The sequence below is a fragment of the Streptomyces sp. NBC_01304 genome (assembly GCF_035975855.1).
In the GTDB taxonomy this organism is placed as follows: Bacteria; Actinomycetota; Actinomycetes; order Streptomycetales; family Streptomycetaceae; genus Streptomyces.
Map to the genome: position 1 here is coordinate 4,623,341 of NZ_CP109055.1, position 24,634 is coordinate 4,647,974.

Genomic DNA, 24,634 nt, shown 5'->3' on the forward strand with positions numbered 1-24,634 from the left:
CACCGGCACCACCCGCCCACACCAGCCACGCAATTCGCTTCTGCCCCTGCCCTGCCCCGGCCCCGGCCCCGGCCCCGGCCCCGGCCCCTGCTAAAACGCCGGGCCGCCCCAACAACAGGGGCGGCCCGGCGCATTCAGCTGGCCAGCGACAACTGCCTACTGCCTACTTCTTCGGCAGCCAGGCCTGCCACACGTCCTTGTTCTCCGCGACCCACTTCTTCGCGGCGGCGTCGGGCTTCATGCCGTCCTTCGAGATCCACTTGGCGACCTCGTCCTGCTGGTCGTTCTTCCAGTTGAAGTTCTTCAGGAACTCGGCCGCCTTGCCGCCTTCCTTCGCGAAGTCCGCGTTCAGGTACTTCTGCAGCTTGTTGTTGTCGTAGCCGCACTTGGTCGACTCCTTGGGCTCATTGCAGCCCTCGGTCCACTCGGGGAACTTCACCTCGACCATGTCCAGGTCCTGGTTCGCCCACAGCGGCGTCCACCAGTAGGTGATGAACGGCGTCTTGGCCTTGTACTTCTGCTGGATCTCCTTGATCTGCGCGGCCTCGTTGCCGGTTTCCTTGATGTGGTAGTTCAGCTTGTGGTTCTTGATCAGGTACTCGTCGTACGTGGTGTACGAGGGCGCCGCGCCGATGAACTCGCCCTTGTCGCCGGACTCGGAGCTCTTGAAGTCCTTGGCGAACTTGTTGAGGTTCTTGTAGTCCAGGATCTCCGGGTGCGCGTCCGCGTAGTACTTCGGCACGAACCAGCCGATGTGGCCGACCACTCCGAGGTCGCCGGCCTTGACGACGCTCTTCTTCCGGTCGATGTACTGCTTCTGCTTGTCGGGCTGGCCGTTCCAGTCCTCGAGGATGACGTCGGCCTCGCCGTTGTTCAGGGCGTCCCAGGCGATGGGCTCGTCCATCACCTTGAGGTTGACCTTCTTGACGTTCAGCTTGTCCTCGAGGATCACCTTGGCGACCTCGGCGTTGGCCTGGGCGCCCACCCACGACGGCACTGTGATGGTGACCTCGTCGGCGCTCTTCTCCTTGCCGGTCTCGGCGGCACCACAGGCGCTCAGGGCGACCATGCCGAGGACGCCGGCGCCGGCGATGAGGGAGGTGCGTATCTGCTTGCTGTGCTTCACGAGTTTCTTTTCCTTACGTAGCAGGAGAGTTGGAGCAAGTGCGGGGTGCGACTGCCGGGTGTCTACGGGCCCTGGAACTTGGGCTTGATGCCGGACGTCGGGACCTTGACGTCCGCGGACGGCTGCGAGATCCGGTCCAGGACGATGCCGAGGCAGACGATCGCGATACCGGCCGTCATGCCGAGCGCCAGATCGCCCTTGGCGAGGCCCTTCACGACGTCGATGCCGAGCGCGCCGGCGCCGATCATTCCGGCGATGACCACCATCGACAGGACCAGGACGACGCCCTGGTTGACGGCGAGCAGCAGCGCCGGGCGGGCCAGCGGCAGCTGGACCTGGCGCAGTTGCTGCCAGGTCGAGGCGCCGAGCGAGCGGGACGCCTCAAGGGCGGAGGGGTCGATCTGCCGGATGCCCTGGTCGGTGATGCGTACGACCGCGGGCAGCGCGTAGACGACGGCCGCGGCCACACCCGCCGAGCGGCCGCCGTAGAACAGCGCGACCATCGGGATCAGATAGACGAACTGCGGCAGCGTCTGCATGGTGTCGAGCACCGGGCGGAGCAGGCGCCCCACCCAGTCGACGCGGGCGGCCAGGATGCCGATGGCGAAGCCGAGCAGCAGCGTCACGAACAGTGCGGCGAGCACCTGCGCGAGCGTGTCCGTGGCGCGGGTCCACAGGCCCATGCCGCCGATCATGCCGAGCGCCAGCACGGCGGTGACCGCGGCGGTCCAGCGCCCCGCCAGGTAGGCGAGGACTCCGGCGACCACGACGAGCGCCCACCAGGGGGTGGTCTGCAGGCCGTCGCGCACCGGGTTGAGGACGTGGTTGGCGAAGCCGTCGGCCCAGGCGTGGGTGCCGCCCAGGACCGGTATGCCGGAGCCGAAGGTGTCCTCGATCCAGGTGAGCAGGTTGTTGATCGGCGTACCGGCGTCGACGACCCAGTTGTCCGGCCACTCCTGCTTGCCGAGCGCGGAGCCGAGCACGGTGGCGCCCGTGGTGAGGGCCGCGATGGCCGCCCAGTGGATCCAGGTCCGGGCCCGGCCGCGGGCCAGCGAGGTGTCGTCGATGCGCTCACCCGCCGCCGCGGTCGTCCGGTCCAGCCAGATCGCGATCAGCACGATCGCGATGCCCGCAAGGGCCGCCTGCCCGACGTCGAGGGTCTGCAGCCCCTTGTAGATCAGTTCGCCGAGACCGCCGGAACCGATCATCGACGCGAGGACGACCATCGAAAGACACATCATGATCGTCTGGTTGAGGCCGAGCAGCATCTGCTTGCGGGCCAGCGGCAGCCGTGCGGTGGCCAGTTGCTGCCAGTACGTCGCGCCCAGCGAGCGGGACGCCTCCAGGGCCGCCGCGTCCGCGCCGCGCAGGCCGAGCGCCGTGAGGCGGGCCATCGGCGGGGCGGCGTAGATGACGGTGGCCACGAAGGCCGAGGGGATGCCGGTGCCGAAGATCAGCACGAAGGGCAGCAGGTACGAGAAGGCCGGCAGGACCTGCATCGTGTCGAGGACGGGGCGCAGGATGCGCTCCCCGCGCTCCGAGAGCCCTGCGATCATGCCGAGCACCACGCCCACGAGCGCGGCGGCGATCACGCAGACCACCATCAGGCCGAGCGTGTCCATCGCCTCGTCCCACACCCCGAGGAGCCCGATCGCCAGGAAGGCGGCCAGGGCGGTGCCCGCGGTGCGCAGGGCGCGGCGGTGCAGGCCCGCGCCACCCGCGTACCAGGCGATGAGCACGGCGGCGACGGTCACGCCGATGACGCCGAGGCTGTCCAGGACGCTGACCACGCTGTCCACGGAGGATTCCGCGGTGTTGGCGATGTGCAGCAGGAAGTAGAGGAAGATCCAGTGGGTGTCGCGGTTGTCGACGAGCCAGGTGTTGAAGTCGTCGAACGGCGGCTTCAGGTTGAACGTCAGGTCGGCCGGCCAGACACCGCTGCCGCTGACGACGGCGCTGACGACCGCGACAAGCAGCGCGACGACGAGCAGCACCACCTTGGGCCGGGCGGCGAGCGCGGCCAGCGTGCCGGGAGGCTGCGGGGCACCCGGGGCGTCGGCCTTGCCGACCTGGTCGGCCTTCTCGAGCACGGGGGCGGCACTCATACGGCCGCCACCTTCTTGCCCTTGGCGTCGCCCGTGTCCGGGTCGAGCCCGGCCACCACCGCGAGCAGCGCGGCGTCGTCGACGACGCCGACGCACTTGCCGTTCTCCATCACGCAGGTGATCTCGGCATCGTTGTGGACGACGGTCTCGATGGCGTCGGCGACGACCATGTCCGGGGTGAGGCCCGAGGAGTGCTTCGGTGAACCGCAGTCGCCGGGGCGCATGGCGCGGCGCAGGGAGATGACCTGCTCGCGCGGGACGTCCCGGACGAAGTCGCGTACGTAGTCGTCGGCGGGGTTGGCGACGATCTCCTCGGGCGTGCCCAGCTGCACGATCGCGCCGTCGCGCATCAGCATGATGCGGTCGCCGAGGCGCAGGGCCTCGCTGAGGTCGTGCGTGATGAAGACCATCGTGCGGCCCTCTTCGCGGTGCAGGCGGATGACCTCTTCCTGCATGTCCCGGCGGATCAGCGGGTCGAGTGCGCTGAACGGCTCGTCGAAGAGCAGGACTTCGGGGTCGACCGCGAGGGCGCGGGCCAGGCCCACGCGCTGCTGCTGGCCGCCGGAGAGCTGGGTGGGGCGGCGGTTCTCCAGGCCTTCGAGGCCGACCTTCGCGACGACTTGCAGGGCCTTGGCGCGGCGCTCGGCCTTGCCCATGCCCTGGATCTCCAGGCCGTACGCGACGTTGTCGAGGACGCTGCGGTGCGGAAGGAGGCCGAAGTTCTGGAAGACCATGGCCGCGCGGTGGCGGCGCAGTGCGCGCAGCCGGGTCTTGTCCATGGCGAGGACGTCCTCGCCGTCGATGGATATCGCGCCGCTGGTCGGCTCGATGAGCCGGGTCAGCGTACGGACGAGGGTCGACTTGCCGGAGCCGGACAGGCCCATGACGACGAAGACCTCGCCGCGCTTGACGTCGAACGACACATCGCGGACGGCCGCGGTGCAGCCGGTCTTCTCGCGCAGCTCGGCCGTCGAGAGGGCGGCGTACTCCTGGTTGCCGGGGATCTTGTCGGCCTTGGGGCCGAACACCTTCCACAGGTCGCGCACCTGGAACACGGGCGCGGTGGGATCGCCGGACCCGCCGGGATTCGGCACGGCGTCGGCGGTTTTCTCGGTGGTCGTGCTCATCGGCCATCACTCCCGGCAGTATCTGCGTCGTACCGCAGTCGCTCTTCGGTCAGTAGATCCGCGCACTTCTCGCCCACCATCAGGACCCCGATCATCGGGTTCACGGCGGGCATCGTCGGGAAGACGGAGGCGTCGGCGATACGGATTCCGTCGAGTCCCCGAATCTTCAAGTCCGGGGACACTACGGCAAGTTCATCAGCGGAGGCACCCATTCGGCAGGTGCCCGCCGGGTGGTACACCGTGTGCGCGACCTGGCGTGCGTACGCGCTCAGCTCCTCGTCGTCGGTGACGTCGGGGCCGGGGCAGACCTCGCGCTTGAGCCAGTGGGCGAGCGGCTCGGTGTTCGCGATCTCACGGGCGATCTTGATGCCGTCGACGAGGGTCTTGCCGTCGTAGTCGTCCTCGTCCGTGAAGTACCGGAAGTCGAGGGCCGGCTTGACCTCGGGGTCCGCGCTGGTCAGGTACAGGCGGCCGCGGCTCTTCGGCTTGGGGATGTTCGGCGTCATCGACACCCCGTGCGGCGGGCGTTCGTAGCCGAGCCGCTCCGGGTTGTCGGTGAACGGTATTTGGTAGAAGTGGAACATCAGGTCGGGGCCCTGGAATTCGGGGTCCCGCTGCACGAACAGACCGGCGTCCGAGTCCATCGCGGAGTTCTCGGGGATCGGCCCGTCGGTCTCCCAGACGATGACCGACTCGGGGTGGTCGAGCAGGTTCTCGCCGACGCCCGGCAGGTCGAGGGCGACCGGGATGCCCAGCGCCTCCAGGTCCTTGCGCGGCCCGATCCCGGAGTGCATGAGCAGCCGGGGCGTGTCCACCGCGCCCGCACAGACCAGGACTTCGCGCTTCGCCTCGACGAGGATCTCCTCGCCGCCCTTGGTGCGCACGTGGACGCCCTTGGCGCGGGTGCCGTCGAGTTCGAGCTTGTACGCCCAGGTCTCAAGGAGCAGGTGCAGGTTGTCGCGCTTGCCCATGATCGGGTGCAGATACGCGACCGAGGCGGAGGACCGCTTGTTGTTCTCGGGGTGGTACGCGAGGTCGAAGAAGCCGACGCCGTCCTTGAAGGGCTTCTTGTTGAAGCCCTCCACGCGCGGCACGTCGAGCGCGGTCTGCGCGGCGTCCACGAAGTCGCGGGCGATCGCGTTCCGGTCCTTCTCGTCGACGGCCACGATGTTGTTCTGCAGCTTGCCGAAGTACGGTGCCATCGCCGCGGCGTCCCAGCCCTCTGCGCCGCCCGAAGCCCACTCGTCCCAGTCGGACGGCAGGGGCTGGAAGGCGATGAGGGTGTTGTGCGACGAGCAGCCGCCCAGGACCTTCGCCCGGCTGTGCCGGATGTGCGAGTTGCCGCGTGGCTGCTCGGTGGTCGGGTAGTCGTAGTCGAGGTCTCCCCCGAGCAGGCCCATCCAGCGGCGCAGCGTGAGGACGTCCTCACGGTCCACGTCGCTGGGGCCGCCCTCGATGACGGCGACGGTGACGTCGGGGTTCTCGGTCAGCCGGGCGGCGATCACCGATCCTGCGGTGCCGCCTCCGATGACCACGTAGTCGTACTCATGCGCAGGTATAGGCATGTCGTGCTGCTCCACTTCGTGCTTCTGCAAAGTGCTTCGCGTAATGGGCTGTTGATGCGTGTACGCGGACGGCGGGGCCGGTCACGTGGCGTCGCGGGTGGTCAGCCCCCGAACCAGCGCACCGGCTTCGGGTCGAGGTTCTGGTAGATGTGCTTGGACTCGCGGTACTCGGCGAGGCCCGACGGGCCCAGCTCCCGGCCGACCCCGGACTTGCCGAAGCCGCCCCACTCCGCCTGCGGAAGGTAGGGGTGGAAGTCGTTGATCCAGACCGTGCCGTGGCGCAGGCGTCCGGCGACCCGGCGGGCGCGGCCCGCGTCCTGGGTCCAGACGGCACCGGCGAGACCGTACTCGGTGTCGTTGGCGAGGGCCACGGCCTCGTCCTCCGTGGTGAAGGTCTCCACGGTCAGGACGGGCCCGAAGACCTCTTCGCGGACGACCCGCATCTCGCGGTGGCACTGGTCGAGGACGGTCGGCTCGTAGAAGTAACCGGCGGCGGGGCGCTGCGCGTTGGGTTCGGGCTGCTTGCCGCCCGAGCGCAGGACCGCGCCTTCCGCCAGCGCGGAGGCGACGTACCCCTCGGTCTTGTCCAGCTGCTGCTGGGAGACGAGCGGGCCGCACTCCACACCGTCCTCGGTGCCGCGGCCCAGCTTGATCCTGCTTGCGCGCAGGGCGAGTTCGGTGACGAAGCGGTCGCGGACCGACTCCTCAATGATGAGGCGGCCGCCGGCCGAGCAGACCTGGCCGCTGTGGATGAACGCGGCGTTCAGCGCCTGGTCGACGGCGGTGTCGAAGCCCTCTTCGGTGGCGCAGGCGTCGGCGAACACCACGTTGGGGTTCTTGCCGCCGAGTTCGAGCGCGACCTTCTTGACACCGACGGCCGCGGCCTGGGCGACCTTGGTGCCGCTGACGAGGCCTCCGGTGAAGGAGATCAGGTCGACGTCGGGGTGGTCGGCGAAGCGTGCGCCGACCGTGTGGCCGGGGCCCGTCACGATGTTGGCGACACCGGCCGGCAGGCCCGCCTCGACAAGGAGGTCGATGAGGGCGACCGTGGTGAGCGGGGTGACCTCGCTGGGCTTGATGACGAAGGTGTTGCCCGCCGCCAGGGCCGGGGCGATCTTCCAACTGGCCTGAAGCAGGGGGTAGTTCCAGGGCGTGATCATCGCGCAGACGCCGACCGGCTCGTGCACGACGACGCTGTGGACCGTGTCCGTGCCCGCGTCGACGACGCGCCCTGCGCCCTCTCCGATCACCAGATCGGCGAAGTAGCGGAAGGCGTCGGCGACGCAGTCCACGTCGATCCGGCCCTCTTCGACGGTCTTGCCCGCGTCCCGGCTCTCCAGGAGGCCGATCTCCTCGCGGTCGCGGACCAGGAGGTCGGCGACCCTGCGCAGCAGCGCGGCCCGTTCGGCGACGGCGGTTTTCGGCCAGTCGCCGTGGTCGAATGCCTGCCGTGCGGCCGCGATCGCGGCGTCCGCGTCGACGGCGTCGCCCTCGGCCACGACGGCGAACGGCTTGGCATCCGCGGGGTCGAGGATCTCGCGCGTGGCCCCGGACGTGGCGTTACGCCACTCTCCGTCCACGTGGATGGTCTGTTGTGCCGACACTTCGCGTATTGCCTTCCGTTACCGATTTGTGCTCCGCCTGCCTCTGCGGCAGGCCGTGTGCCCCTGCCCTTAGGGCCGGAAAGCATGCACTTCCGCTGTCCGAAAGTGCTTAGGGTCACTCTTTGTGAAGGCGAAAGGCCCCGGAACAGGGGACTGAAGACTGATCTGTCCCACCTGAGAGGTGGCGCGATGACCAGGACACTACGCACAAGGGTCACCACTCTGTGTGCTGCGGCTCTACTGGGAGGGTGCGCCGCTTGCTCGTCCGGCGAGGGCCGCGAAAGCGAAGACATAGGGGCAAACGGCAGCAATACGGAGGGAACGGGCATTCAGGGCAATGGCGTTTCCGCACTCACCGCACGGCAGATAGCCGACAAGGCCGAGGACTCCCTGCTGCGCGCCAGGTCCCTGCATCTCACTTTGCGGCCGCAGGACCCGCCGGGCGCCGACATCCGGACGGCGCACGATCTCGTCCTCGACCGGGACGGCAACTGCAACGGGTCGAGTCTCATCGGCGGTGGCACGGGGAAATCCTGGATCGTCAAACGCGGCGAGAAGGTGTGGTTCAAGTTCAGCGACGAGTTCTGGAGGAACGAGGTGCCGAACGGCGACGCGCTGGCCGACCTCCTCCAGGGCCGCTATGTCAGCGGCACCACCAGCTCGTCGCTGCTGCGGGCCCACTCCAAGGTGTGCGACCTGCCGCGGTGGCAGGACGACATCGCCGCCGACGCGTTCAAGGACCAAGACCTCAGGAAGGGTGCGAGGACCACGGTCGGCGGCCTCCCCGCGATCGCTCTCACCCGCACCGGCCTCACGGTGTACGTCGCCACGCAGGGCAAGCCCTATCCGCTCAAGGTCGTACGGAAGGACAGCTCCGGCGCGACCACGACGACAACCCTGACCGACTACGACAAGCCGGTCCCGCCACAGACCCCGTCGGCCAACGAGTCGGTCGACGTGGCCGAGCTGGACGCCCTCGACCCGACGCCGTGAACGCCCGGCTCCGTGAACACCGAACCCGTGAATACCGAACCCGTGAGCACCCGGCTCCGTGAACGTCAGCAGGCCCCCGTGAGACAGAAGGACTCCACGCCGGTCTGCGCCAGACTCTGCTGTTCCGGCCAGTCGTCGGCCGGACCCGCGGCCACCAGGCCGTACAACTGGTCGGGATCCGAGCCGAAGACGCGGTAGACGGCACGCATCCGCGTGTCCAGCTTCTCGCTGTCGTAGGAGTAGTCGAGCAGAGCGCCGCCCTGCTCGTCCGCGGCGTCCTCGATGGAGTTGCGCGTGTAGTTCTTGAACTGCTTCTCGAAGATCGCGTCGGCGGTCTCCAACACCCCCGTCGCCGTGGGGTTTTCCTCCGTGATCGGGAAGATCCTCAGATCACGGGCACCGCCGTCCGGCTCCTCGTAGTAGTAGACGGTGACGCCCTTCTCGCCGTCCACCGTCCGCCGCTCCCAGTCCTGCGGCACGACCAGCGCGAACTCCGGCTCCGTGACCAGGCGGTAGCCGGGCGGCACCTCGACGCCCGAGGAACTGGGCGAGGCGGACGGCCCCTCGGTGCTCGGGCCGGGGCTCGGCTCGGCCTTCGAGGGGCCGGGCGTCGGGCTCGCGGACTGCTTGGCATCCGACTTGGCGTCCTGGTCGCGCTTGTCCAGGAAGAACCAGGTGCCGTACCCGGCCCCCAGCATGACCAGGACGACCGTGAGGACCAGCCCGGCCCGCCGCCACCCCGAGGGCCGCGGGGGCGGGGTCGGCAACTCGGGCTGGGGCCAGGGCTGTTGGGGCTGCTGGGACTGCTGGGGCCAGGCCTGCCCGGGCGGGGGCGGAGGCGTGGGCGGGGGGTACGACGGTGCGGGATACGAGGGCGTGGGCGGCACCACCTGGGTCGGCGGGTGCGCCTCCGGCGGGGACGCGGGCGGCCCGGTCACCGGGGACTGCGGTGTGCCGGTGTCCCAGGTCTGCGTCAGCGGATTCCAGCGCACCGCCTCGTCGTCGCCGCTCATGGTCAGGCGCCGCCCGTCAGCGCGGCGACGGCCTGGGTGGCACCGCTGCCTCCGCCACCGCTGTTGCCACCGCGGCCTCTGCCGCTGCCTCTGTCGTCATGCGTGGTCATCTGTGTGTCCTCCCCCGGACGGTTCTCTGCGCGAACTCGTCGCCCCCGTACCCCACTTCGACGAGCGCCTGCCGCACCGCCCCCCACATGCGTTGATGTGCGACAGGTCACAGCATAGAGGAGCGGGTGCCTCCGGGGTCCATGCAAAATGAACGCCCCCGGCAGCGGTTGCTGCCGGGGGCGTCCAGGTCAAGCCCGGTGTACGGGCCAGTGCTCGGGGCTCAGATGAGGCCGAGCGCGCGGACCGCCTCGCGCTCTTCCTCGAGCTCCTTGACGGAGGCGTCGATGCGGGCGCGGGAGAACTCGTTGATCTCCAGGCCCTGGACGATCTCGTACGCGCCGTCCTTGGTGGTGACGGGGAACGAGGAGATCAGGCCCTCCGGGACGCCGTACGAACCGTCCGACGGGATACCCATCGAGGTCCAGTCGCCCTCGGCGGTGCCGTTCACCCAGGTGTTGACGTGGTTCAGGGCGGCCGACGCGGCGGAGGCGGCCGAGGACGCGCCACGGGCCTCGATGATCGCGGCGCCGCGCTTGGCGACGGTCGGGATGAACTCGTCGGCGAGCCAGGCCTCGTCGTTGATGACCTCGGCGGCGTTCTTGCCGGCGAGCTCCGCGTGGAAGACGTCCGGGTACTGGGTGGCCGAGTGGTTGCCCCAGATGGTCATCTTGCGGATCTCGGAGACCGGGGTGCCGGTCTTCTTCGAGAGCTGGCCGAGCGCGCGGTTGTGGTCGAGGCGGGTCATCGCGGTGAAGCGCTCGCGCGGTACGTCCGGCGCGGCGGCCTGGGCGATGAGCGCGTTGGTGTTGGCCGGGTTGCCGACGACGAGGACCTTGATGTCGTCCGCGGCGTGGTCGTTGATGGCCTTGCCCTGCGGCTTGAAGATGCCGCCGTTGGCGGAGAGCAGGTCACCGCGCTCCATGCCCTTGGTGCGCGGGCGGGCGCCGACGAGCAGCGCGACGTTCGCACCGTCGAAGGCGACGTTCGGGTCGTCGCTGATGTCGATGCCCTGCAACAGCGGGAAGGCGCAGTCGACGAGCTCCATGGCGGTGCCCTCGGCGGCGCCGAGCGCGGGGGTGATCTCCAGAAGTCGCAGCTTGACCGGCACGTCCGGGCCGAGCAGGTGGCCGGAGGCGATGCGGAAGAGCAGCGCGTAGCCGATCTGGCCGGCCGCGCCGGTCACGGTGACATTCACGGGAGTGCGGGTCATGGCGATCTCCGTAGGACAGCTTTGGCAGAGGATGATCGATCTCTTGGCGTCAAGAGAGATCCATCGGCCAGGCTATCGCGATTGACTCCACCGGTCGGCCCGGCCCCCTGTGGCCCCGCCCACAGGGGGGTCCGCCGGAGGGGGCTGATTTTGGTACGCATGGATCGCCGGGCAAGGGGCAAACGCCCCAGTACCCCCACGGGATCCGGCGGCCGCTCGCCAGAGGTCTTGGTAAGCGGCCGCCATCCTTACTTCGTGCAGTCCTGCTGCCCCGATTTGAGGGTCGCGCAGGCCTTCGCGTCCGCGGCGGACTTGACCGCCACCATCGGGGTGTACGCGTCGCGGTCCCCGTCGACCTCGCCGTTCTGCTTGGCCGCGGTACCCGCACCCGTGATCTGGACCCTGTCCCCGGGCGTCGCCGTCGTGATGCGCGCCCAGGCCGCCCCGCACGTCTTGCTGTAGCGGACCTCGACCGTCGCCGTGCCCACCACGACGCTCGTGGTGGTCTTGGCGAACTCGCCGCCGCAGCCCATGAGCTCCGGATCCTTGCCGGTGCAGCCCTTGCCGACGCACTTGACGCCGTCCGGCAGGCTCGGGTTCTGCGTGGTCGGGTTGGCGGAGGGCTTGGACTCCGGGTCCTTGTCGCCCTTGCCCAGGTCGGTCAGGAACACCGCCGCCGCGATCACCACGAGCGCGCCGACGACGCCCGCGAGGAACATCGTCAGCTTGCGCCGGCGCCGCTGCCCGTCGGGCGAACCACCGGCCGGCGGGCGAGGCCCGCCCGCGCCGCCCGTACCGCCCGACCCGCTCGCCACGAAGGCCGGGCCCGGCGGCATCGGTGCCGCGAGCACCTCGTCGTCCGCCCTCCGGGCGGTGGGCACCCCCGAGGGGCGCGCGGCGACCGGCGCGGTCGGCGGATGCGCCGGGGCCTGCCGGTCGGCGACGCTGCTCGCCCGGCCGTTCTTCCCCTTGGCCCCGGGCGGCCCGAACTCCCCGAGCGCGGCGCGCGCCTGGGAGATCCGGATCGCCTCCATGGTCATGTCGTGCCGCATCTCGGAACGGCTCCAGGCACGCTCCGCGAGCTCCCACATGGTGGTGAGGTGGATCGGATTGGTACCGGTCGTCTCGGCAAGGGCCACGATCGCGCCCTTGGGCGCGAGCAGCCGACCGTTCAGATAGCGCTCCCACGACGTCTTGCTGTAGCCGGTGCGGTCCGCCACAGCGGCGATGCTCAGCCCGCTGCGGTCCACCAGTCGGCGCAACTGGCTGGCGAACTCGCGCACCTGCGGGTCGAGTTCCTCCGGCAGCGCCCTCCAACGAGGCATTACTTCCCCCTTGTCCCCCCGTGTACGTACCTGACGTCCCCCGCGCGTAATGCGGTGCTGATCCTCGTTCTGGCTACCCAATGGGATGCGTGGAGCCAGGATGTCAGTTCCCTGGGCGGGGGCGCACGGGAGCATTCGAAGCAAGGGCGAGCCCCGTCGCACGCCCCTGGCTTCGAGCCACAGTGTCCCATCGACGTCCCCTTCCGCGATACGGAACCCCTGGTCCTGGCCTGGGACGTCCCGCAGCGTCCCGATTGTGCGCGTTCTCCCTTTTGGTACGGCAGTTCAGCGGTGACTCTCGGAGTTGTCAACGCCTCCGCGGGGGGAGATCGGCGCCCCGGCAGCGGCAGAACAGCAGGGGGAGAACACATGCTCAACAGCAAGCGCAGCCGGCTCGCCGCCGCTGCCGTGTCCGTGGCGGCCGCGGCCGGCCTCGGCCTCGGCGGCCTGGCCCCGGCCGCCTCGGCCACCGGAACCTGGGTGATCGACGGACGGGGTGCCGCGTACAACGACTGGGGCGACGAGGGGAACCTGTCGCGCCACGAGCACGCGAACAGCAACGCCACCCGGCTGTGGCAGTCCGTCCTGTGGGCGGACGGCGCCAAGTGGACGGGTTCCGACGGCAAGAAGCACAAGTTCACCAAGTGGGACATCGACGGCCAGTTCGGCTGGAAGACCCACTCGGCCACCAAGTACTGGCAGGACCGGGAGGAGCTGGAGGACGTCGACGGCATCGTCGGCAAGGAGACCTTCGGCTACGCGGACGACTTCCTCGACGGTCCGGGCGCCAACGGCAAGGTCTACTACAGCGGTTACGACCGGAATGTCACCTTCAAGCGGCTCGACGGCAAGTACTACGTGAAGATCGACGGCCAGTGGAAGAAGGCCGCTTACGACTGGTCAAGCTGAGCAGCGGTTACGTTGCCGGGGCGGGGCCCTCACCGTGAGGTGGTGGCCCCGTTCCGGCTGTGCTCGCCGAAGCCGGGGCTCTGGGTGGTGCCGACTCCCGGGGCGGGCCCGCCCGACGGTCCGTCCGGCATCTGGGCGACGGCCCAGAGCAGGCCGGCGAGCAGCAGGGCGATCACGGCCACCGCGGTGTAGGCGAACAGCCGCCAGGGCGGGGCGATTTGCATCGCCTCGGGCTTCAGCTCGGGCTCGGGCTCGGGCTCCAGGGGTGCGGCCGGGGCCGAACCTTCGCCCCCGTCCCGGTTCAGCAGGTCCCACCAAGGAAGGGTGGGCTCGCCCTCATAGGCTTCCGCCGCACCTCGCCCCGCCGGCCCGCCACGCACTCCCCCCGCCGGTGCGGCAGCATCCCTCGGCCACACCTTCACCGCCAGCTCCCGGCGCACCCCGAACCGCTCCGCGTCCGGCGCCACCAGGCCCGCGACCCGGCACAGGGCGGCCACCGCCTGGCGGGGCGGCGGCTGGGTTCCGTTGAGATAGCGCTGCCAGGAGGACTTGCTGTACGCGGTCTCCCGGCCGAGGGCGACCAGGCTGAGTCCGGTGCGGTCCTTGAGCAGCCTGAGCTGCTCCACGAAGTGCCGTACCTCTGCGGGCAGTTCCTCCGGCAGCGGCTGCCAGGTGCTCACCGCTCACCCCCCAGCGCGTATCCGGTATGTCCAACTGACGGATGGACGGCCCGATTTGGTTCCCGGGACGATCGTTGCAGGGCGGATACTCCGTACCGGAACGGTCACTTCCGCGTCACAGCGCGTAGGCGTCCCTTGATCCGCGTTGGCGCGTGCATGACTCTGGAGGCCGAGCAAGACACGGGGCCGACCCGCCCCACGCATGGGGTCGGTCCGCTCAGCACCAAGGACAGAACAGACCGATGGCGCCCGTCCTCCCTCGGGGGAGAGGACGGGCGTCATCTCTTTCACCGACCGGCGGTTTCAGTCCGCCGAGCCGAAGCAGCTGCGCTGCCGCTCATGGACCAGGCAGGCCCGCACCTCCGACAGATCCGCGGAGCGCACGAAGGCCATCGGGGTGGAGACCGACCCCCGTGCGTCGAAGTCGTCCTGGACTTCCCGTCGTTGGGCCTTCGCCTCGGGCGCGTGGAGCTCCACGCGGTCTCCCACCGCACCCCGGTCGATCCTCGCCCACACCGTGCCGCAGCGCTCGGAGTGCCGCAGCTTCACCACCACCCCGTCCGCGTACCGGCGTTCGGCGAGTACGACGGGCTGGTGGGTGGCCGTGGAGCACCGCAGGGCCTCCGCGTCCCGTCCGGTGCAGGAGTCGGCCAGACAACCGGGCGCATGCCCCTCGCGGGCGCCGGCGACGGCGCCGCGCCCCCCGGCTCCGGTCCCGCCGGTCCCGGTCCCGCCGGTCGCCCCGGTGCCGAGGAGCGACCAGACGTACACCCCGACCGCGGCGGCCACGACCGAACCGGCCACCGCCCAGATCCTCCGGGACCGCCTGCCGACGGAGACCGGTCCGGCCGGCGCGCTCGCCCTGCGCACCCCGGCGCCACCGCGACTGGCCCCCCGCACCAGTTCGTACAGCGCGAGGACTCCGCCCGGCTCCCGCCCGGCCAGCAGGCAAAGGGCCTCCACCGCGTGGCGCGGCGGCAGCGAACGGCCGCCGAGATAGCGCGCCCAGGAGGACTTGCTGTACGCGGTCTTCGCCGCCAGGGCGTTCAGGCTCAGGCCGGTATCGTCCCGCAACTCGCGCAGTACGGCGGCCAGTTGCTCGCGTTCCCTGGCGCCCCCCGCACCGGTCACGAGCGCAGCACCTTCCAGGTGTCGGGGCCCACCATCCCGTCCACCGCGACCTTTCCCCTGGTCTGGACGCGCTGCACCGCGCGCAAGGTGTTGTTGCCGAAGGAGCCGTCGGCGACGCCGGGGTCGAGTCCGTGGTGCTTCAGCAGGCACTGGGCCTCGACGACCGCCCACCGGGAGGCGTTCTTCTCCAGGTGCTCGCTGTCCGTCCTGCTGTACCCGGCCGCGAGCTTGCCGTTCTGCCCGCGCTTCACCGTGCAGGGGTAGTCCTTGCCCGGCTTGAACACGAACGGGCCGAACTCCGGGTGCGGATCGCCGGTGTACGGCGTGGGTTCGGTGGCCGTGGCCGCGACGCCCGCGGGGGCCTCCCCGTCCCAGGGGGCCAGGACGTAGAGGGCGAGGACGACCGCACCCGCGGTGAGCACACTGGACAGCACGCTGGAGACCACGACGGCCCGCCACGGACTCCGGTCCCGGAGGGGCACCTCCGCTGTCGGCTCGGGGTCCACCGGCTGCTCCGCCGCCTTCGAGAGGCCCTCCCCCTCGGCCAGTTCACGCAGCGCGAGCAAGGGCGCGGGCTCCGTGTCGCAGGCCGCGGCGAAGGCCTCCAGGGCCGCAGACGTGGGCAGGGACCGACCGTTGAGGTAGCGGTCCCAGGAGGACTTGCTGTACCCGGTCCGCGTGGCCAGAGCGACCAGGCTGAGATCGCTGCGGTCCTTGTGGTCCCGCAGCCTCACGACGAGTTCCTCGGACCGCTCCCCCAGTGATCCGGGCAGTTCCATCCAGCGCGACATGAGCCCCCCCGCTCTCCGTTCCTGTGCCGTCCCACCCCTGCACAGGCCTGTTCGGACAGTCCAGCAGGCTGGCACAACTACCCCTGTTCCCCGGCGACTTACCCCATGTCCGGCGATTCTTCACGAGACGCCCCCCGCTCCGTCCCACCGTCCCACCAAGACCTCATGGGACGCGATATCACCGCAGGTCAGAGGCTTGGGAGAGGCAAGACAGCGGCATTGCCCCGGCAGCCCTGGCGATCGACGTCGACAAGCCGCCAAGCTCGTTCCGTTCGCCGCACCACCCATTCAACGGGGGAGCACACCCATGAAGTTCAGCAAGAACCTGGTCTCGCTGGCCGCCGTCGGCGCCATCGCGGGCGGCGGCCTGGTGGCCTCCACCGGCACCGCCCAGGCGGCCTCCTGCTACGGGGGCGCCGTCGCCTACTCGAAGGCGGCCGGCGCGCACTACACGAGCATGAAGACCACCAGCAGCCGCTGCAACGACATCAACATCAAGAACAACGGCAACAGCGGCACCGTGTTCCGCTACGTCAAGGTCTGCTTCTACAACAGCGACAACACCCTCAACTACTGCCAGTCCTCGTACAAGAAGGCCTACACCGACAAGTGGAAGGCCGTCGCCACCGACGTCGCGGACGGCACCAAGTACAAGTTCCGCTTCCAGACCACCACCAAGTCGACCGGCGTACGCGCCCACTGACCTGAACCGTCCGGTCCGCCGGGCACACGGCCGCGGCCCGTCCTCCCAGGGGGAGAGGACGGGCCGTGGCCATACGTGCGTACCGCGATCCCTAACTGCTGATCGTGAAGTGCAAGGTGTCGTCCAGGAACGGGATCTCGATCCACGGATTCGGCTGCGCCATCATCGCAAGCAGCGAGATCGCCACCCCGAAGACCGCGTACGTGACCATGTCCGTGAAACGGGAGCGCACCGCCAGCATCCCCACCGACGGCAGCACCCAACGCAGCACGGCGCCGGCGAGGAGCGCGAGCCCGATCAGCAGCGTGCCGACCCGGAACAGATCGAACGCCGTGAGCAGCAGCCCGAGTCCGACCGTGCCGAGCACGAGCAGCATCGGCCACTGCCGGGCGGGTGCCGGGGCGTCACCGGGCGCGGCCCGGCCGCCGCCCTCAGGGCGTGCGGTGTCCTGGGTGACGGACGGAAAGCGCCGCGAGGACCGCTTCGGGCCCTCGGCGGTCGGCGCACTCACCACGCCCTTGGCCTCCGGCTCGGCCGGCTGCCCGTTCTCCTCGGGATCTACGCTCATGAGCTCACCCCCGCCGGATCAGTGGGCGGCGGCGGCGCGCTCCGCCGCCTCCACCACGTTGACGAGCAACTGCGCGCGCGTCATCGGGCCGACCCCGCCGGGGTTGGGCGAGATCCAGCCGGCGACCTCGGCGACGCCCGGGTGCACATCGCCGACGATCTTGCCGTTCTCGTCCCGGCTGACCCCGACGTCCAGGATGGCGACGCCCGGCTTCACGTCCTCGGGCTTGATCAGGTGCGGCACACCGGCGGCGGCCACGATGATGTCGGCCCGCTTGAGGTGCGCGGCCAGATCGCGGGTGCCGGTGTGGCACTGGGTCACCGTGGCGTTCTCGGAGCGACGGGTGAGGAGCAGCGGCATCGGGCGGCCGATGGTGATGCCCCGGCCGACGACCACCACTTCGGCGCCCTTGATCTCGACGCCGTACTGGCGGAGCAGCGTGATGACGCCGTTGGGCGTGCAGGGCAGCGGCGCCGGTTCGTTCAGGACGAGCCGCCCGAGGTTCATCGGGTGCAGGCCGTCCGCGTCCTTGTCCGGGTCCATCAGCTCCAGGATGCGGTTCTCGTCGATGCCCTTGGGCAGCGGCAGCTGCACGATGTACCCGGTGCACTCCGGGTCCTCGTTCAGCTCGCGCACCACCGCCTCGATCTCCTCCTGCGAGGCGGTCGCGGGCAGCTCGCGCTGGATGGAGGCGATGCCGACCTGGGCGCAGTCGCGGTGCTTGCCCGCGACGTACTTCTGGCTGCCGGGGTCCTCGCCCACCAGCACGGTGCCGAGACCGGGCGCGTGGCCGAGCGCCTTGAGTGCTGTCACACGCTGCGCGAGGTCGGCCTTGATCGCTGCGGCGGTGGCCTTGCCATCGAGAATCTGGGCGGTCATGCCCCCATCCTCGCGGATGAACCGGTCCCGGCTCCAATCCTGTGGATGAGCTGTGCCGTGGCCTGGCTCACGATGCTTCTGGCCGATGTTGCACTTGCACAACTTATGCGGGTCCCACTCGGGATCCGACTGGACAAATAAGCCGGGCGTTTAGAACGATGAGCTGCACTGTGCCGCGGGGCAGTGCTGGGGGGCGAACCGCTCGATGCTCGAAATCCTCCGTACGAACCGCGCCGTCCCCGCGCAATCCATCGGAGGAAACACCGCCATGAGCTACGGCGACCCGAACAACCCCTACGGTCAGCAGCCCCCGCAGGGCCAGCAGCCGGGCTACGGCTACCCGCAGCAGCCCCAGCAGCCCGGTTACGGCTACCCGCAGCAGGCCCCGGGGGGCGTGCCGCCGCAGCAGGGGTACCCGCAGCAGCCCGGCTACCCCCAGCAGCCCGGTTACCCGCAGCAGGGCGGTTACGGCTACGGCGGTATGCCCGAGTTCGCGCACTGGGGTCTGCGGGTCGGTGCGACGCTGCTCGACGGGCTCGTCCTCTGTGTCCCGTACATCCTCGTCGGCATCGGTGTCGCCCTGGGCAACGGCGCCGGTGTCGTGCTCAGCCTGATCGGTGTCCTGGCCATGCTCGGTGTCGGGATCTGGCAGCTGTACCAGGAGGGCACGACCGGCCAGACGATCGGCAAGAAGGCCGTCGGCATCCGCGTGCTGCGCGAGGTGGACGGCCAGCCGCTCGGCTTCGGCATGGCGTTCGTCCGCAAGCTCGCCCACTTCCTGGACAGCATCGCCTGCTACCTCGGCTACCTGTGGCCGATCTGGGACGCCAAGAAGCAGTGCTTCGCGGACAAGGTGACCAGCGCGGTCGTCATCCGCGGCTGAATTGCCCTGACGCTCCCGGGATTCACTGAGCCCTCTGGGCCGAATCCTGTGGTCCGAATCCTGTGAAGGGCCGTGTCCCCGCTTCTTGAAGAAGCGGCGACACGGCCCTTTTCAGCAGTCCCCCAGAACGCCAACTCCCCCTACCCTGAGCGACGTTGGACCTATCGGGGGGAATCCGTATGTACAGCATCGTTGTCGTGCCACCGCATCACACCTGCCCCACCCAGCAGTTACGCCTCGCTCCCGGCGAGAAGCTCCGCTTCGGGCGGGAGCCCGCCGAGGGCGGCTCGTGCCTCACCATCGCGCACCACGGGGTCTCGCGGACCGCCGGCGAGATCACCGCGCAGGGCGCCTTCTGGATACTGAGCAATCTGAGCCGCGCCCAGACCTACGTCGTGGAGAACCCGGAAGGCGCGGGCGAGCACATCAAGGTCGGGCCGGGCCGGCTCGACGCGCCCGTACCGTTCGAGTTCTCCCGGGTGGTGCTGCCCGCGGCCGGGGAACTGCTCGGCTTCGACGTGTGGGCGCCCCGCCACGACTACCTCGACGACGCGGCGCACGGACCCGAAGGGACCCGGACCGCGCCCGCGTTCGCCCTCGACCCGACCAAGCGGTACTTCGCGGTCCTTGCCGCGCTGTGCGAGCCCCGGCTGCGCGGGGTCCCGCACGCACCGCTGCCCACGGTGGAGCAGGTCGTCGAGCGGCTGCGCCCGATCTGGCCCGCCGCGAACCGGGCCGCCGTGCAGTGGAACATCGACTACCTCGCGGTGAAGCTCCGCCTCAAGCCCGCCCCGGACGCACTGGACCCCGGGCCCCGGCTCAACGGCAAGAAGGAGTCCCTGGTGTCCCTGGCGCTCCGCTTCGACCTCGTGCGCGAGGACGACCTGGTGGCGCTCACCACGGCCTGCGTGGCGGCGCGATGAGCCGCCGCCGACCCGGTGACGGGTCCCAGCCCTACTCCGTGCCCGTTCCCAAGGGCTATCGCGTCGGCGACTGGGAGGTGCGCGAACCCTTGGCCTCCGGGGCCTTCGGGAGCGTGTACGCGGCCCGGCGCCGCACGGCCGGCGCCGCCGCACCCGCCGACGCGGAGCTGCCGGGGCCGGTCGCCCTGAAGTTCCTGCCGACCGGCACCCACACCCCGCGCCAGCTGCACCACCTGCGGGAACTCGCCGAGCGCGAGGTCGAGTTGCTGAGCAGGCTGCAAGCTCCCCGGCTGATCCGGATGTACGAGGCCCTCACGGTCGACGACCCGGAACACCCCGAACTCGACGGCGCCACCGTCCTCGTCCTGGAGCAGGCCGAGGAATCCCTCGACGCGCTCCTCGCCCGGTCCCCGAAGCCGGCAGCCGGCCCCGCGCTGCTCGCCCAGATCTGCGAGGGCCTGTACCAGCTGCACCACGCCGGCTGGGTGCACGGCGACCTCAAACCCGCCAACGTACTGCTGATGAAGGACGGTTCGGCCCGCCTCGCCGACTTCAACATGGCAGCGGAGATGGAGGGCACCCACGCCTACTCCCCCGCCTTCTCCACGCCCGACTACACCCCACCCGAACTCCTCTGGTCGGAGATCGGCGAACGCGGCCAGCAGATCCGGCCCACCGCCGACATCTGGGCCTTCGGCGTACTCGCCCATGTCACCCTCACCGGCTCCCTTCCGCTGCCCGGAGCCACGCCGTCGGCCCGCCGGGAGGCGGCGGTGCGCCATGCGCGCGGCCTCGAGGAGCTGCGCCTGTCGCCTGAACTCACCGGCGTCTGGCGGGAGATCGTCACGGACTGCCTGTCCCGCACCCACGCCGAGCGCGCGCCGCACGACACGGCATCGCTGCTCCGCCGGGTGGAGGCCGCGGCGGGCGCCGCCCCGTCTCCCCGGCTGCGGCCGGCGCGACCGCTCGCACGCAACCGGTGGGTGTGGGCCACCAGCGCGGCGCTGGTCGCGGGGGTGACGGCGCTCGCCTTCTCGCTGGGCGGCGGCGGTCCGGAGGGCTCCGGGGGCAAGGACCCGGTCGGGGCCAACCCGGTCAACGACAAACCGCCCGGCAACAAACCGCCTGGCAACAAACCGGAGTTGTCGGGCTTCGACCGGTGCGTCAAGGGCAGCGTCTGCTTCTTCACGGAGAAGGACGGCAAGGGCGACATGTGCGCCTGGGAAGGTGACGACATCGACTGGATCAAGGGTGAGAACAACTGCAGCTGGACCACCACCAGGGAGGTCCGGTCGGCCATCAACAACGGAATCGACACCAGCGGAGGCGAGGAGTACGTGGCTGTCGCGTACTTCGCCGAGCCGGAACTGCGCGAGCGCCTGGGCTGCGTCGACGTCGGCGCCAAGGTGAACTTCCCCGAGCCGGTGCGGCCGAAGTCCCACCGCTGGTACGAGAAGTGCTGACCCGCCGGTACGAGAAGTGCTGACCCGCTGAGCCCTGCGGCCCGCCGGCGTGGGGCGGGCCGCAGCCAGCCGCTTAACCCACGGCAACTCCTCGAATACGTCGGAGAGTTGACGGCCGTCGTCGCGAGAGCGATCAACGGCTTCACGAGACGGGGGTCGCCCGCGCTGGGTAGGTTCCGATGCGTGACTGAGGATCTTGGGCGTGTGCTCGCCGGACGGTACCGGCTGTCCGGAGTGTTGGGCCGGGGCGGCATGGGAACGGTCTGGCGCGCCTACGACGAGCAGCTCGGCCGTGAGGTGGCGGTCAAGGAACTCCGCCTCCCCGACGAACTCGACGCCGCCCAGCGGGAGTCCTGGATCGCGCGCGTGGACCGTGAAGCGCGCGCCGCCGCCCGGCTGAAGCACCCGGGTGTCATCACCGTCCACGACCGGATAACCACCGCCGACGGCCGCCCGTGGATCGTGATGGAACTGGTCCACGGCCGTTCCCTGGACGATCTGCTGAGGGCGGAAGGTCCGCTCACCCCCGAGGCGGCCGCCCGTATCGGCCTGCACATCCTCACCGCTCTCCGCGCCACCCACAGCCTGGGCATCACGCACCGCGACATCAAGCCCTCCAACGTGCTGCTCGAAGGTGACCGCGTCGTCCTCACCGACTTCGGGATAGCCGCCGTCGAGGGCGACGTGACCCTGACGAGCTCCGGCGCGATCATGGGCACCCCCGCCTATATGGCTCCCGAGCAGGTACGCGGCCGTCCCGCGACCGCCGAATCCGACCTGTGGTCCTTGGGCGCGACGCTGTTCCACGCCACGGAAGGCCAACCGCCCTTCAACGCCACCAGCGTGGGAGCGCTCTTCGTCGCCGTAGCCACCGAGGACCCGGCACCCGCCGTGCATGCCGGTCCGCTCACCCCCGTACTGCAGGGCCTGCTCCGCAAGGATCCGGCGCAACGCCTGACCGCCGACGCGGCCCATGCTCTCCTCGCCGAACTCGCCCGCGACACGGCGCACCTGTCGGGCCCGCCCCAACTGCCCGCCGAGCCACCGACGATGGCCCTGTCGGCGGCAGATTCGCCGGCAGCCCGGCCCACGCGACAGGCAACCGTGCCGAGCGACGGCATCCAGTGGCCGGCAGCGGGGCTCCCGCCGGCGCCCACCGTTTCACCCCGCACCGCATCCGGACCGACCGGCCGGGCGCGCATGTACCTCCTGGTGGGCCTGGCCGCGGCCACCGTGACGGCCCTCGTCGCCGTCGCCGCGATGCAGCCGTGGCGGGATTCCCCGACGGACACCAACGCCGGTGCCGACGGCGGAAAGACGTCGGCGCCCGCGACACAGGCGCCCACCGAACCCACGCCCTCGCAAACCACCCCCTCGGGTTCCGATGCCGGCTCCGACCCCACGGAGACGGACGCGCCGGAACCCACGCACGAACCGCTCGACCGCAAGGCCATCAACCGCATCTTCAAGATCTACATGGACGGCCTCGCCGACCAGGACATGACGGCCCTGCGCAGCGGAACCTGCCCCCGCTACCGCTCGGGACTGCTCGGGTTCGCGCTCAACGACTACTACGTCTACGACTGGGAGCTCCTGCCGTACGACATCCCCGAAGGCGCGGACGAACTCAGCGTGGAAGCGCGGATCACCCAGCAGGACATCAACACCGGCAAGCCCGCGGGTGACGTCCTCAACCAGTGGATCATCGAACGTGACGCGGACGGCGACTACTGGGTCTGCGGCTGGCTCAACGAGAAGTGAACGGCACCTGCCGGTTCCACCTTGCCCTCTGACGTCGGCCCTCTGACGTACGAGTACGTGACAACGGCTGCCCTGCGCGACGGTGAGCGGACCTCACCCGCGCCGGGCTCCGCCCCGGCCCTGCGAAAGGGAACCGTTGCCGCGCCACTCGAAGCACCTCAAGCGCCTTGGGCACCTTGGCCGCCTTGGCCGCATACGTACGACGATGCTCGCCTGCCTGGCCGCCCTGGCGCTGGGAGCCACCACGGCCTCCGCCGCCGGCGAGGCCCAGGACAGCCAGGCCGCCCAGCCCTTGGCCAAGCCCGCGTTCCAGATGCCTTTCCCCTGCCAGACCCAGTGGCGGCTCGACACCTACGACGCCGGACACGACCCCGCCCTCGACATCGTGGTGAAGGGCAACACCGGGTCCGACGGCCTGCCGGTACAGGCATCCGCCGAGGGCACGGTCTCCGCGACTTACGTGGACGAGGGCTCCGGGAACACCATCCAGATCAAGCACGCGGGCGGCTGGTTCACGGCGTACTACCACCTCAAGGACGCCCCCGACACGTACGTCAAGAAGGGCGACAAGGTCCTGGCCTCGACCCGGATCGGCCGGATCGGCGCCTCGGGCGACGGCGCGGACTGGGCCCATCTCCACTACGAACAGCGGTACTTGGCCAGCGGCGACTTCACCGACGAGCGTCACCGCAAACCGGTCCACTTCAACGGCGTCGAGTACACGGGCGTCGGCAACACCTGGCCGAGCGTGACCAGCGCCAACTGCTCCGACTCCGGCGCCTGGAAGGACTGCCCGGCGGGCTCGGTCTGCTTCTACTCCGGCACCGACGGAACCGGCAGCGTATGCCGCACCGACGAGGACGACCCGAACAGCGCCTGCGGCCTGCGCAAGTCCTTCTTCAACAACGGCAACGTCCAGGAGGGCTACGACCACGTCCAGGTGACCTTCAAGGAGGGCGGCAGCACCTGCCTGCACCGGGGTTGGGACGAGGGCCGGGGGAACTTCGCGTCGGGCGGCCGGACCATCGACTCGGTGCGGTGGCGGGGCGAATGCGCGGCCTGAGCTGGGGCTTCTCCGACGCGGACCGTCGCCCCTCTGATGTACGAGGTACCGCGGCCCCGACGTCGCGGCCAAGGTGGGCGTACGGCGCCAGGTGAACGGCGCAGTGACAGTAGGACTTACTCAGGGGGAGAGACACAACCATGCGCGGCAAACGCTCACTTCTCAGCACCATCGGCGCCCTGACCTTCACGCTGGGGGCCGTCTTCGCCACCGGCTCGGCCCAGGCGGCGGCGCCGGCTGATCAGGGGACATCCGGCAAGGTCATGACGTTGCCGGCTGCACCGGAAGGCGCACGGGCCCTGTCCACCCAGGGGGCCGCCGCGGCCTCCCCCGGGGTCTCGCCGTGGGCCCCGTCCGAGCACGTGAAGCCCGGCGGCAGCTTCAAGTGCGTCAGTGGGGACTTCTGCGCTGCCGTATGGGACTACTCGGCAGCAAAGTGGGAGGTATTCCATCTCAACGCCTGCCACACCTACAGCCTGTCAGACTGGGAGAACGGCGGGTACTACTGGAACTGGCAGATCAACACCGAAGGCCGTGAGACCGCGTACTTCTACAACGGGAGCGGCACCCGGGTGAAGGAAGCTCCGATCGACTACAGCACGGCCGGGAAGCCGTACAACTGGACTCCCATCTACAAGATCAGCAACTGCGCCTGATCAAGGGCAGACAGCCGACGAGGGGCCGTCAGTCCGCTGACGGCC

General features: G+C 70.0%; 21 protein-coding genes and 1 pseudogene. 9 read left to right on the forward strand and 13 right to left on the reverse strand.

Translation table 11 applies throughout. The features are described from left to right. Positions 1–163 precede the first annotated feature (163 nt). The 5 genes from OG430_RS20185 to OG430_RS20205 all read right to left on the reverse strand — a co-directional run bounded on the left by OG430_RS20185 (position 164) and on the right by OG430_RS20205 (position 7,527). Positions 164–1,126: a glycine betaine ABC transporter substrate-binding protein gene (locus tag OG430_RS20185; RefSeq protein WP_327353946.1), complete on the reverse strand. Its 963-nt coding sequence runs from the start codon at positions 1,124–1,126 to the stop codon at positions 164–166. A 62-nt stretch (positions 1,127–1,188) separates the two neighbouring features. Continuing rightward, positions 1,189–3,231 carry an ABC transporter permease gene (locus tag OG430_RS20190; RefSeq protein ID WP_327353947.1) on the reverse strand — a complete coding sequence of 681 codons (2,043 nt, stop codon included), beginning with the start codon at positions 3,229–3,231 and terminating at the stop codon, positions 1,189–1,191. Next, positions 3,228–4,358 (reverse strand): quaternary amine ABC transporter ATP-binding protein, encoded by a 1,131-nt coding sequence (locus tag OG430_RS20195; protein WP_327353948.1) that lies wholly within the window; start codon positions 4,356–4,358, stop codon positions 3,228–3,230. Before OG430_RS20195 ends, OG430_RS20190 begins: the two co-directional genes overlap by 4 nt. Then, positions 4,355–5,923, reverse strand: coding sequence for a GMC family oxidoreductase (locus OG430_RS20200; protein ID WP_327353949.1), 1,569 nt, complete (start codon positions 5,921–5,923; stop codon positions 4,355–4,357). The genes OG430_RS20195 and OG430_RS20200 overlap by 4 nt, the downstream gene beginning before the upstream one ends. 101 nt (positions 5,924–6,024) lie before the next feature. After that, positions 6,025–7,527 carry an aldehyde dehydrogenase family protein gene (locus tag OG430_RS20205; RefSeq protein ID WP_327353950.1) on the reverse strand — a complete coding sequence of 501 codons (1,503 nt, stop codon included), beginning with the start codon at positions 7,525–7,527 and terminating at the stop codon, positions 6,025–6,027. A gap of 189 nt (positions 7,528–7,716) precedes the next feature. On the opposite strand from OG430_RS20205, the gene OG430_RS20210 reads away from it, so the two are divergent. Continuing rightward, on the forward strand, positions 7,717–8,520 hold the full coding sequence (locus OG430_RS20210; RefSeq protein ID WP_327353951.1) for a hypothetical protein: 804 nt from the start codon (positions 7,717–7,719) through the stop codon (positions 8,518–8,520). Between the two features lie 65 nt (positions 8,521–8,585). On the opposite strand, the gene OG430_RS20215 is transcribed toward OG430_RS20210, so the two are convergent. The 3 genes from OG430_RS20215 to OG430_RS20225 all read right to left on the reverse strand — a co-directional run bounded on the left by OG430_RS20215 (position 8,586) and on the right by OG430_RS20225 (position 12,179). Then, positions 8,586–9,533: a hypothetical protein gene (locus OG430_RS20215; protein WP_327353952.1), complete on the reverse strand. Its 948-nt coding sequence runs from the start codon at positions 9,531–9,533 to the stop codon at positions 8,586–8,588. Positions 9,534–9,864: 331 nt separating this feature from the next. Beyond that, on the reverse strand, positions 9,865–10,854 hold the full coding sequence (locus tag OG430_RS20220) for a malate dehydrogenase (RefSeq protein WP_327353953.1): 990 nt from the start codon (positions 10,852–10,854) through the stop codon (positions 9,865–9,867). A 248-nt stretch (positions 10,855–11,102) separates the two neighbouring features. Further along, positions 11,103–12,179 carry an XRE family transcriptional regulator gene (locus OG430_RS20225; RefSeq protein ID WP_327353954.1) on the reverse strand — a complete coding sequence of 359 codons (1,077 nt, stop codon included), beginning with the start codon at positions 12,177–12,179 and terminating at the stop codon, positions 11,103–11,105. A 369-nt stretch (positions 12,180–12,548) separates the two neighbouring features. Between OG430_RS20225 and OG430_RS20230 the strand changes: the two genes are divergently transcribed. Then, entirely contained in the window at positions 12,549–13,088 is a 540-nt protein-coding gene (locus tag OG430_RS20230; RefSeq protein ID WP_327353955.1) for a peptidoglycan-binding domain-containing protein, read from the forward strand. Positions 13,089–13,396: 308 nt separating this feature from the next. Here the strand turns inward: OG430_RS20230 and OG430_RS20235 are convergent. The 3 genes and pseudogenes from OG430_RS20235 to OG430_RS20245 form a co-directional block, all read right to left on the reverse strand. Then, positions 13,397–13,768, reverse strand: a pseudogene (locus tag OG430_RS20235) (helix-turn-helix domain-containing protein); the annotation flags it as partial. Positions 13,769–14,071: 303 nt separating this feature from the next. After that, positions 14,072–14,899 carry a helix-turn-helix domain-containing protein gene (locus tag OG430_RS20240; protein WP_327353957.1) on the reverse strand — a complete coding sequence of 276 codons (828 nt, stop codon included), beginning with the start codon at positions 14,897–14,899 and terminating at the stop codon, positions 14,072–14,074. Beyond that, positions 14,896–15,690, reverse strand: a complete 795-nt coding sequence (locus OG430_RS20245; RefSeq protein ID WP_327353958.1) for a helix-turn-helix domain-containing protein — start codon at positions 15,688–15,690, stop codon at positions 14,896–14,898. Before OG430_RS20245 ends, OG430_RS20240 begins: the two co-directional genes overlap by 4 nt. Before the next feature lie 307 nt (positions 15,691–15,997). Between OG430_RS20245 and OG430_RS20250 the strand changes: the two genes are divergently transcribed. After that, complete coding sequence (locus tag OG430_RS20250; protein WP_327353959.1) at positions 15,998–16,393, forward strand: hypothetical protein; 396 nt, start codon at positions 15,998–16,000, stop codon at positions 16,391–16,393. 91 nt (positions 16,394–16,484) lie between these two features. Here the strand turns inward: OG430_RS20250 and OG430_RS20255 are convergent, their stop codons facing one another. Both OG430_RS20255 and OG430_RS20260 read right to left on the reverse strand, forming a co-directional pair. Next, positions 16,485–16,961 (reverse strand): DUF3017 domain-containing protein, encoded by a 477-nt coding sequence (locus tag OG430_RS20255; protein WP_327353960.1) that lies wholly within the window; start codon positions 16,959–16,961, stop codon positions 16,485–16,487. Between the two features lie 18 nt (positions 16,962–16,979). After that, the gene (locus OG430_RS20260; RefSeq protein WP_327353961.1) at positions 16,980–17,840 is read right to left on the reverse strand and encodes a bifunctional methylenetetrahydrofolate dehydrogenase/methenyltetrahydrofolate cyclohydrolase; all 861 of its coding nucleotides are present in this window, start codon (positions 17,838–17,840) and stop codon (positions 16,980–16,982) included. 268 nt (positions 17,841–18,108) lie between these two features. On the opposite strand from OG430_RS20260, the gene OG430_RS20265 reads away from it, so the two are divergent. From OG430_RS20265 to OG430_RS20290, 6 genes are all read left to right on the forward strand, one after another. Then, the gene (locus tag OG430_RS20265) at positions 18,109–18,723 is read left to right on the forward strand and encodes an RDD family protein (protein ID WP_327353962.1); all 615 of its coding nucleotides are present in this window, start codon (positions 18,109–18,111) and stop codon (positions 18,721–18,723) included. Positions 18,724–18,902: 179 nt separating this feature from the next. Beyond that, positions 18,903–19,646, forward strand: a complete 744-nt coding sequence (locus OG430_RS20270; RefSeq protein ID WP_327353963.1) for an FHA domain-containing protein — start codon at positions 18,903–18,905, stop codon at positions 19,644–19,646. After that, on the forward strand, positions 19,643–21,109 hold the full coding sequence (locus OG430_RS20275; RefSeq protein ID WP_327353964.1) for a protein kinase domain-containing protein: 1,467 nt from the start codon (positions 19,643–19,645) through the stop codon (positions 21,107–21,109). The genes OG430_RS20270 and OG430_RS20275 overlap by 4 nt, the downstream gene beginning before the upstream one ends. 183 nt (positions 21,110–21,292) lie before the next feature. Next, positions 21,293–22,870 carry a serine/threonine-protein kinase gene (locus tag OG430_RS20280; protein ID WP_327353965.1) on the forward strand — a complete coding sequence of 526 codons (1,578 nt, stop codon included), beginning with the start codon at positions 21,293–21,295 and terminating at the stop codon, positions 22,868–22,870. A 136-nt stretch (positions 22,871–23,006) separates the two neighbouring features. Continuing rightward, the gene (locus tag OG430_RS20285; RefSeq protein ID WP_327353966.1) at positions 23,007–23,933 is read left to right on the forward strand and encodes a peptidoglycan DD-metalloendopeptidase family protein; all 927 of its coding nucleotides are present in this window, start codon (positions 23,007–23,009) and stop codon (positions 23,931–23,933) included. Positions 23,934–24,073: 140 nt separating this feature from the next. After that, positions 24,074–24,589 carry a hypothetical protein gene (locus OG430_RS20290; RefSeq protein ID WP_327353967.1) on the forward strand — a complete coding sequence of 172 codons (516 nt, stop codon included), beginning with the start codon at positions 24,074–24,076 and terminating at the stop codon, positions 24,587–24,589. The last annotated feature ends 45 nt before the right edge of the window (positions 24,590–24,634 follow it).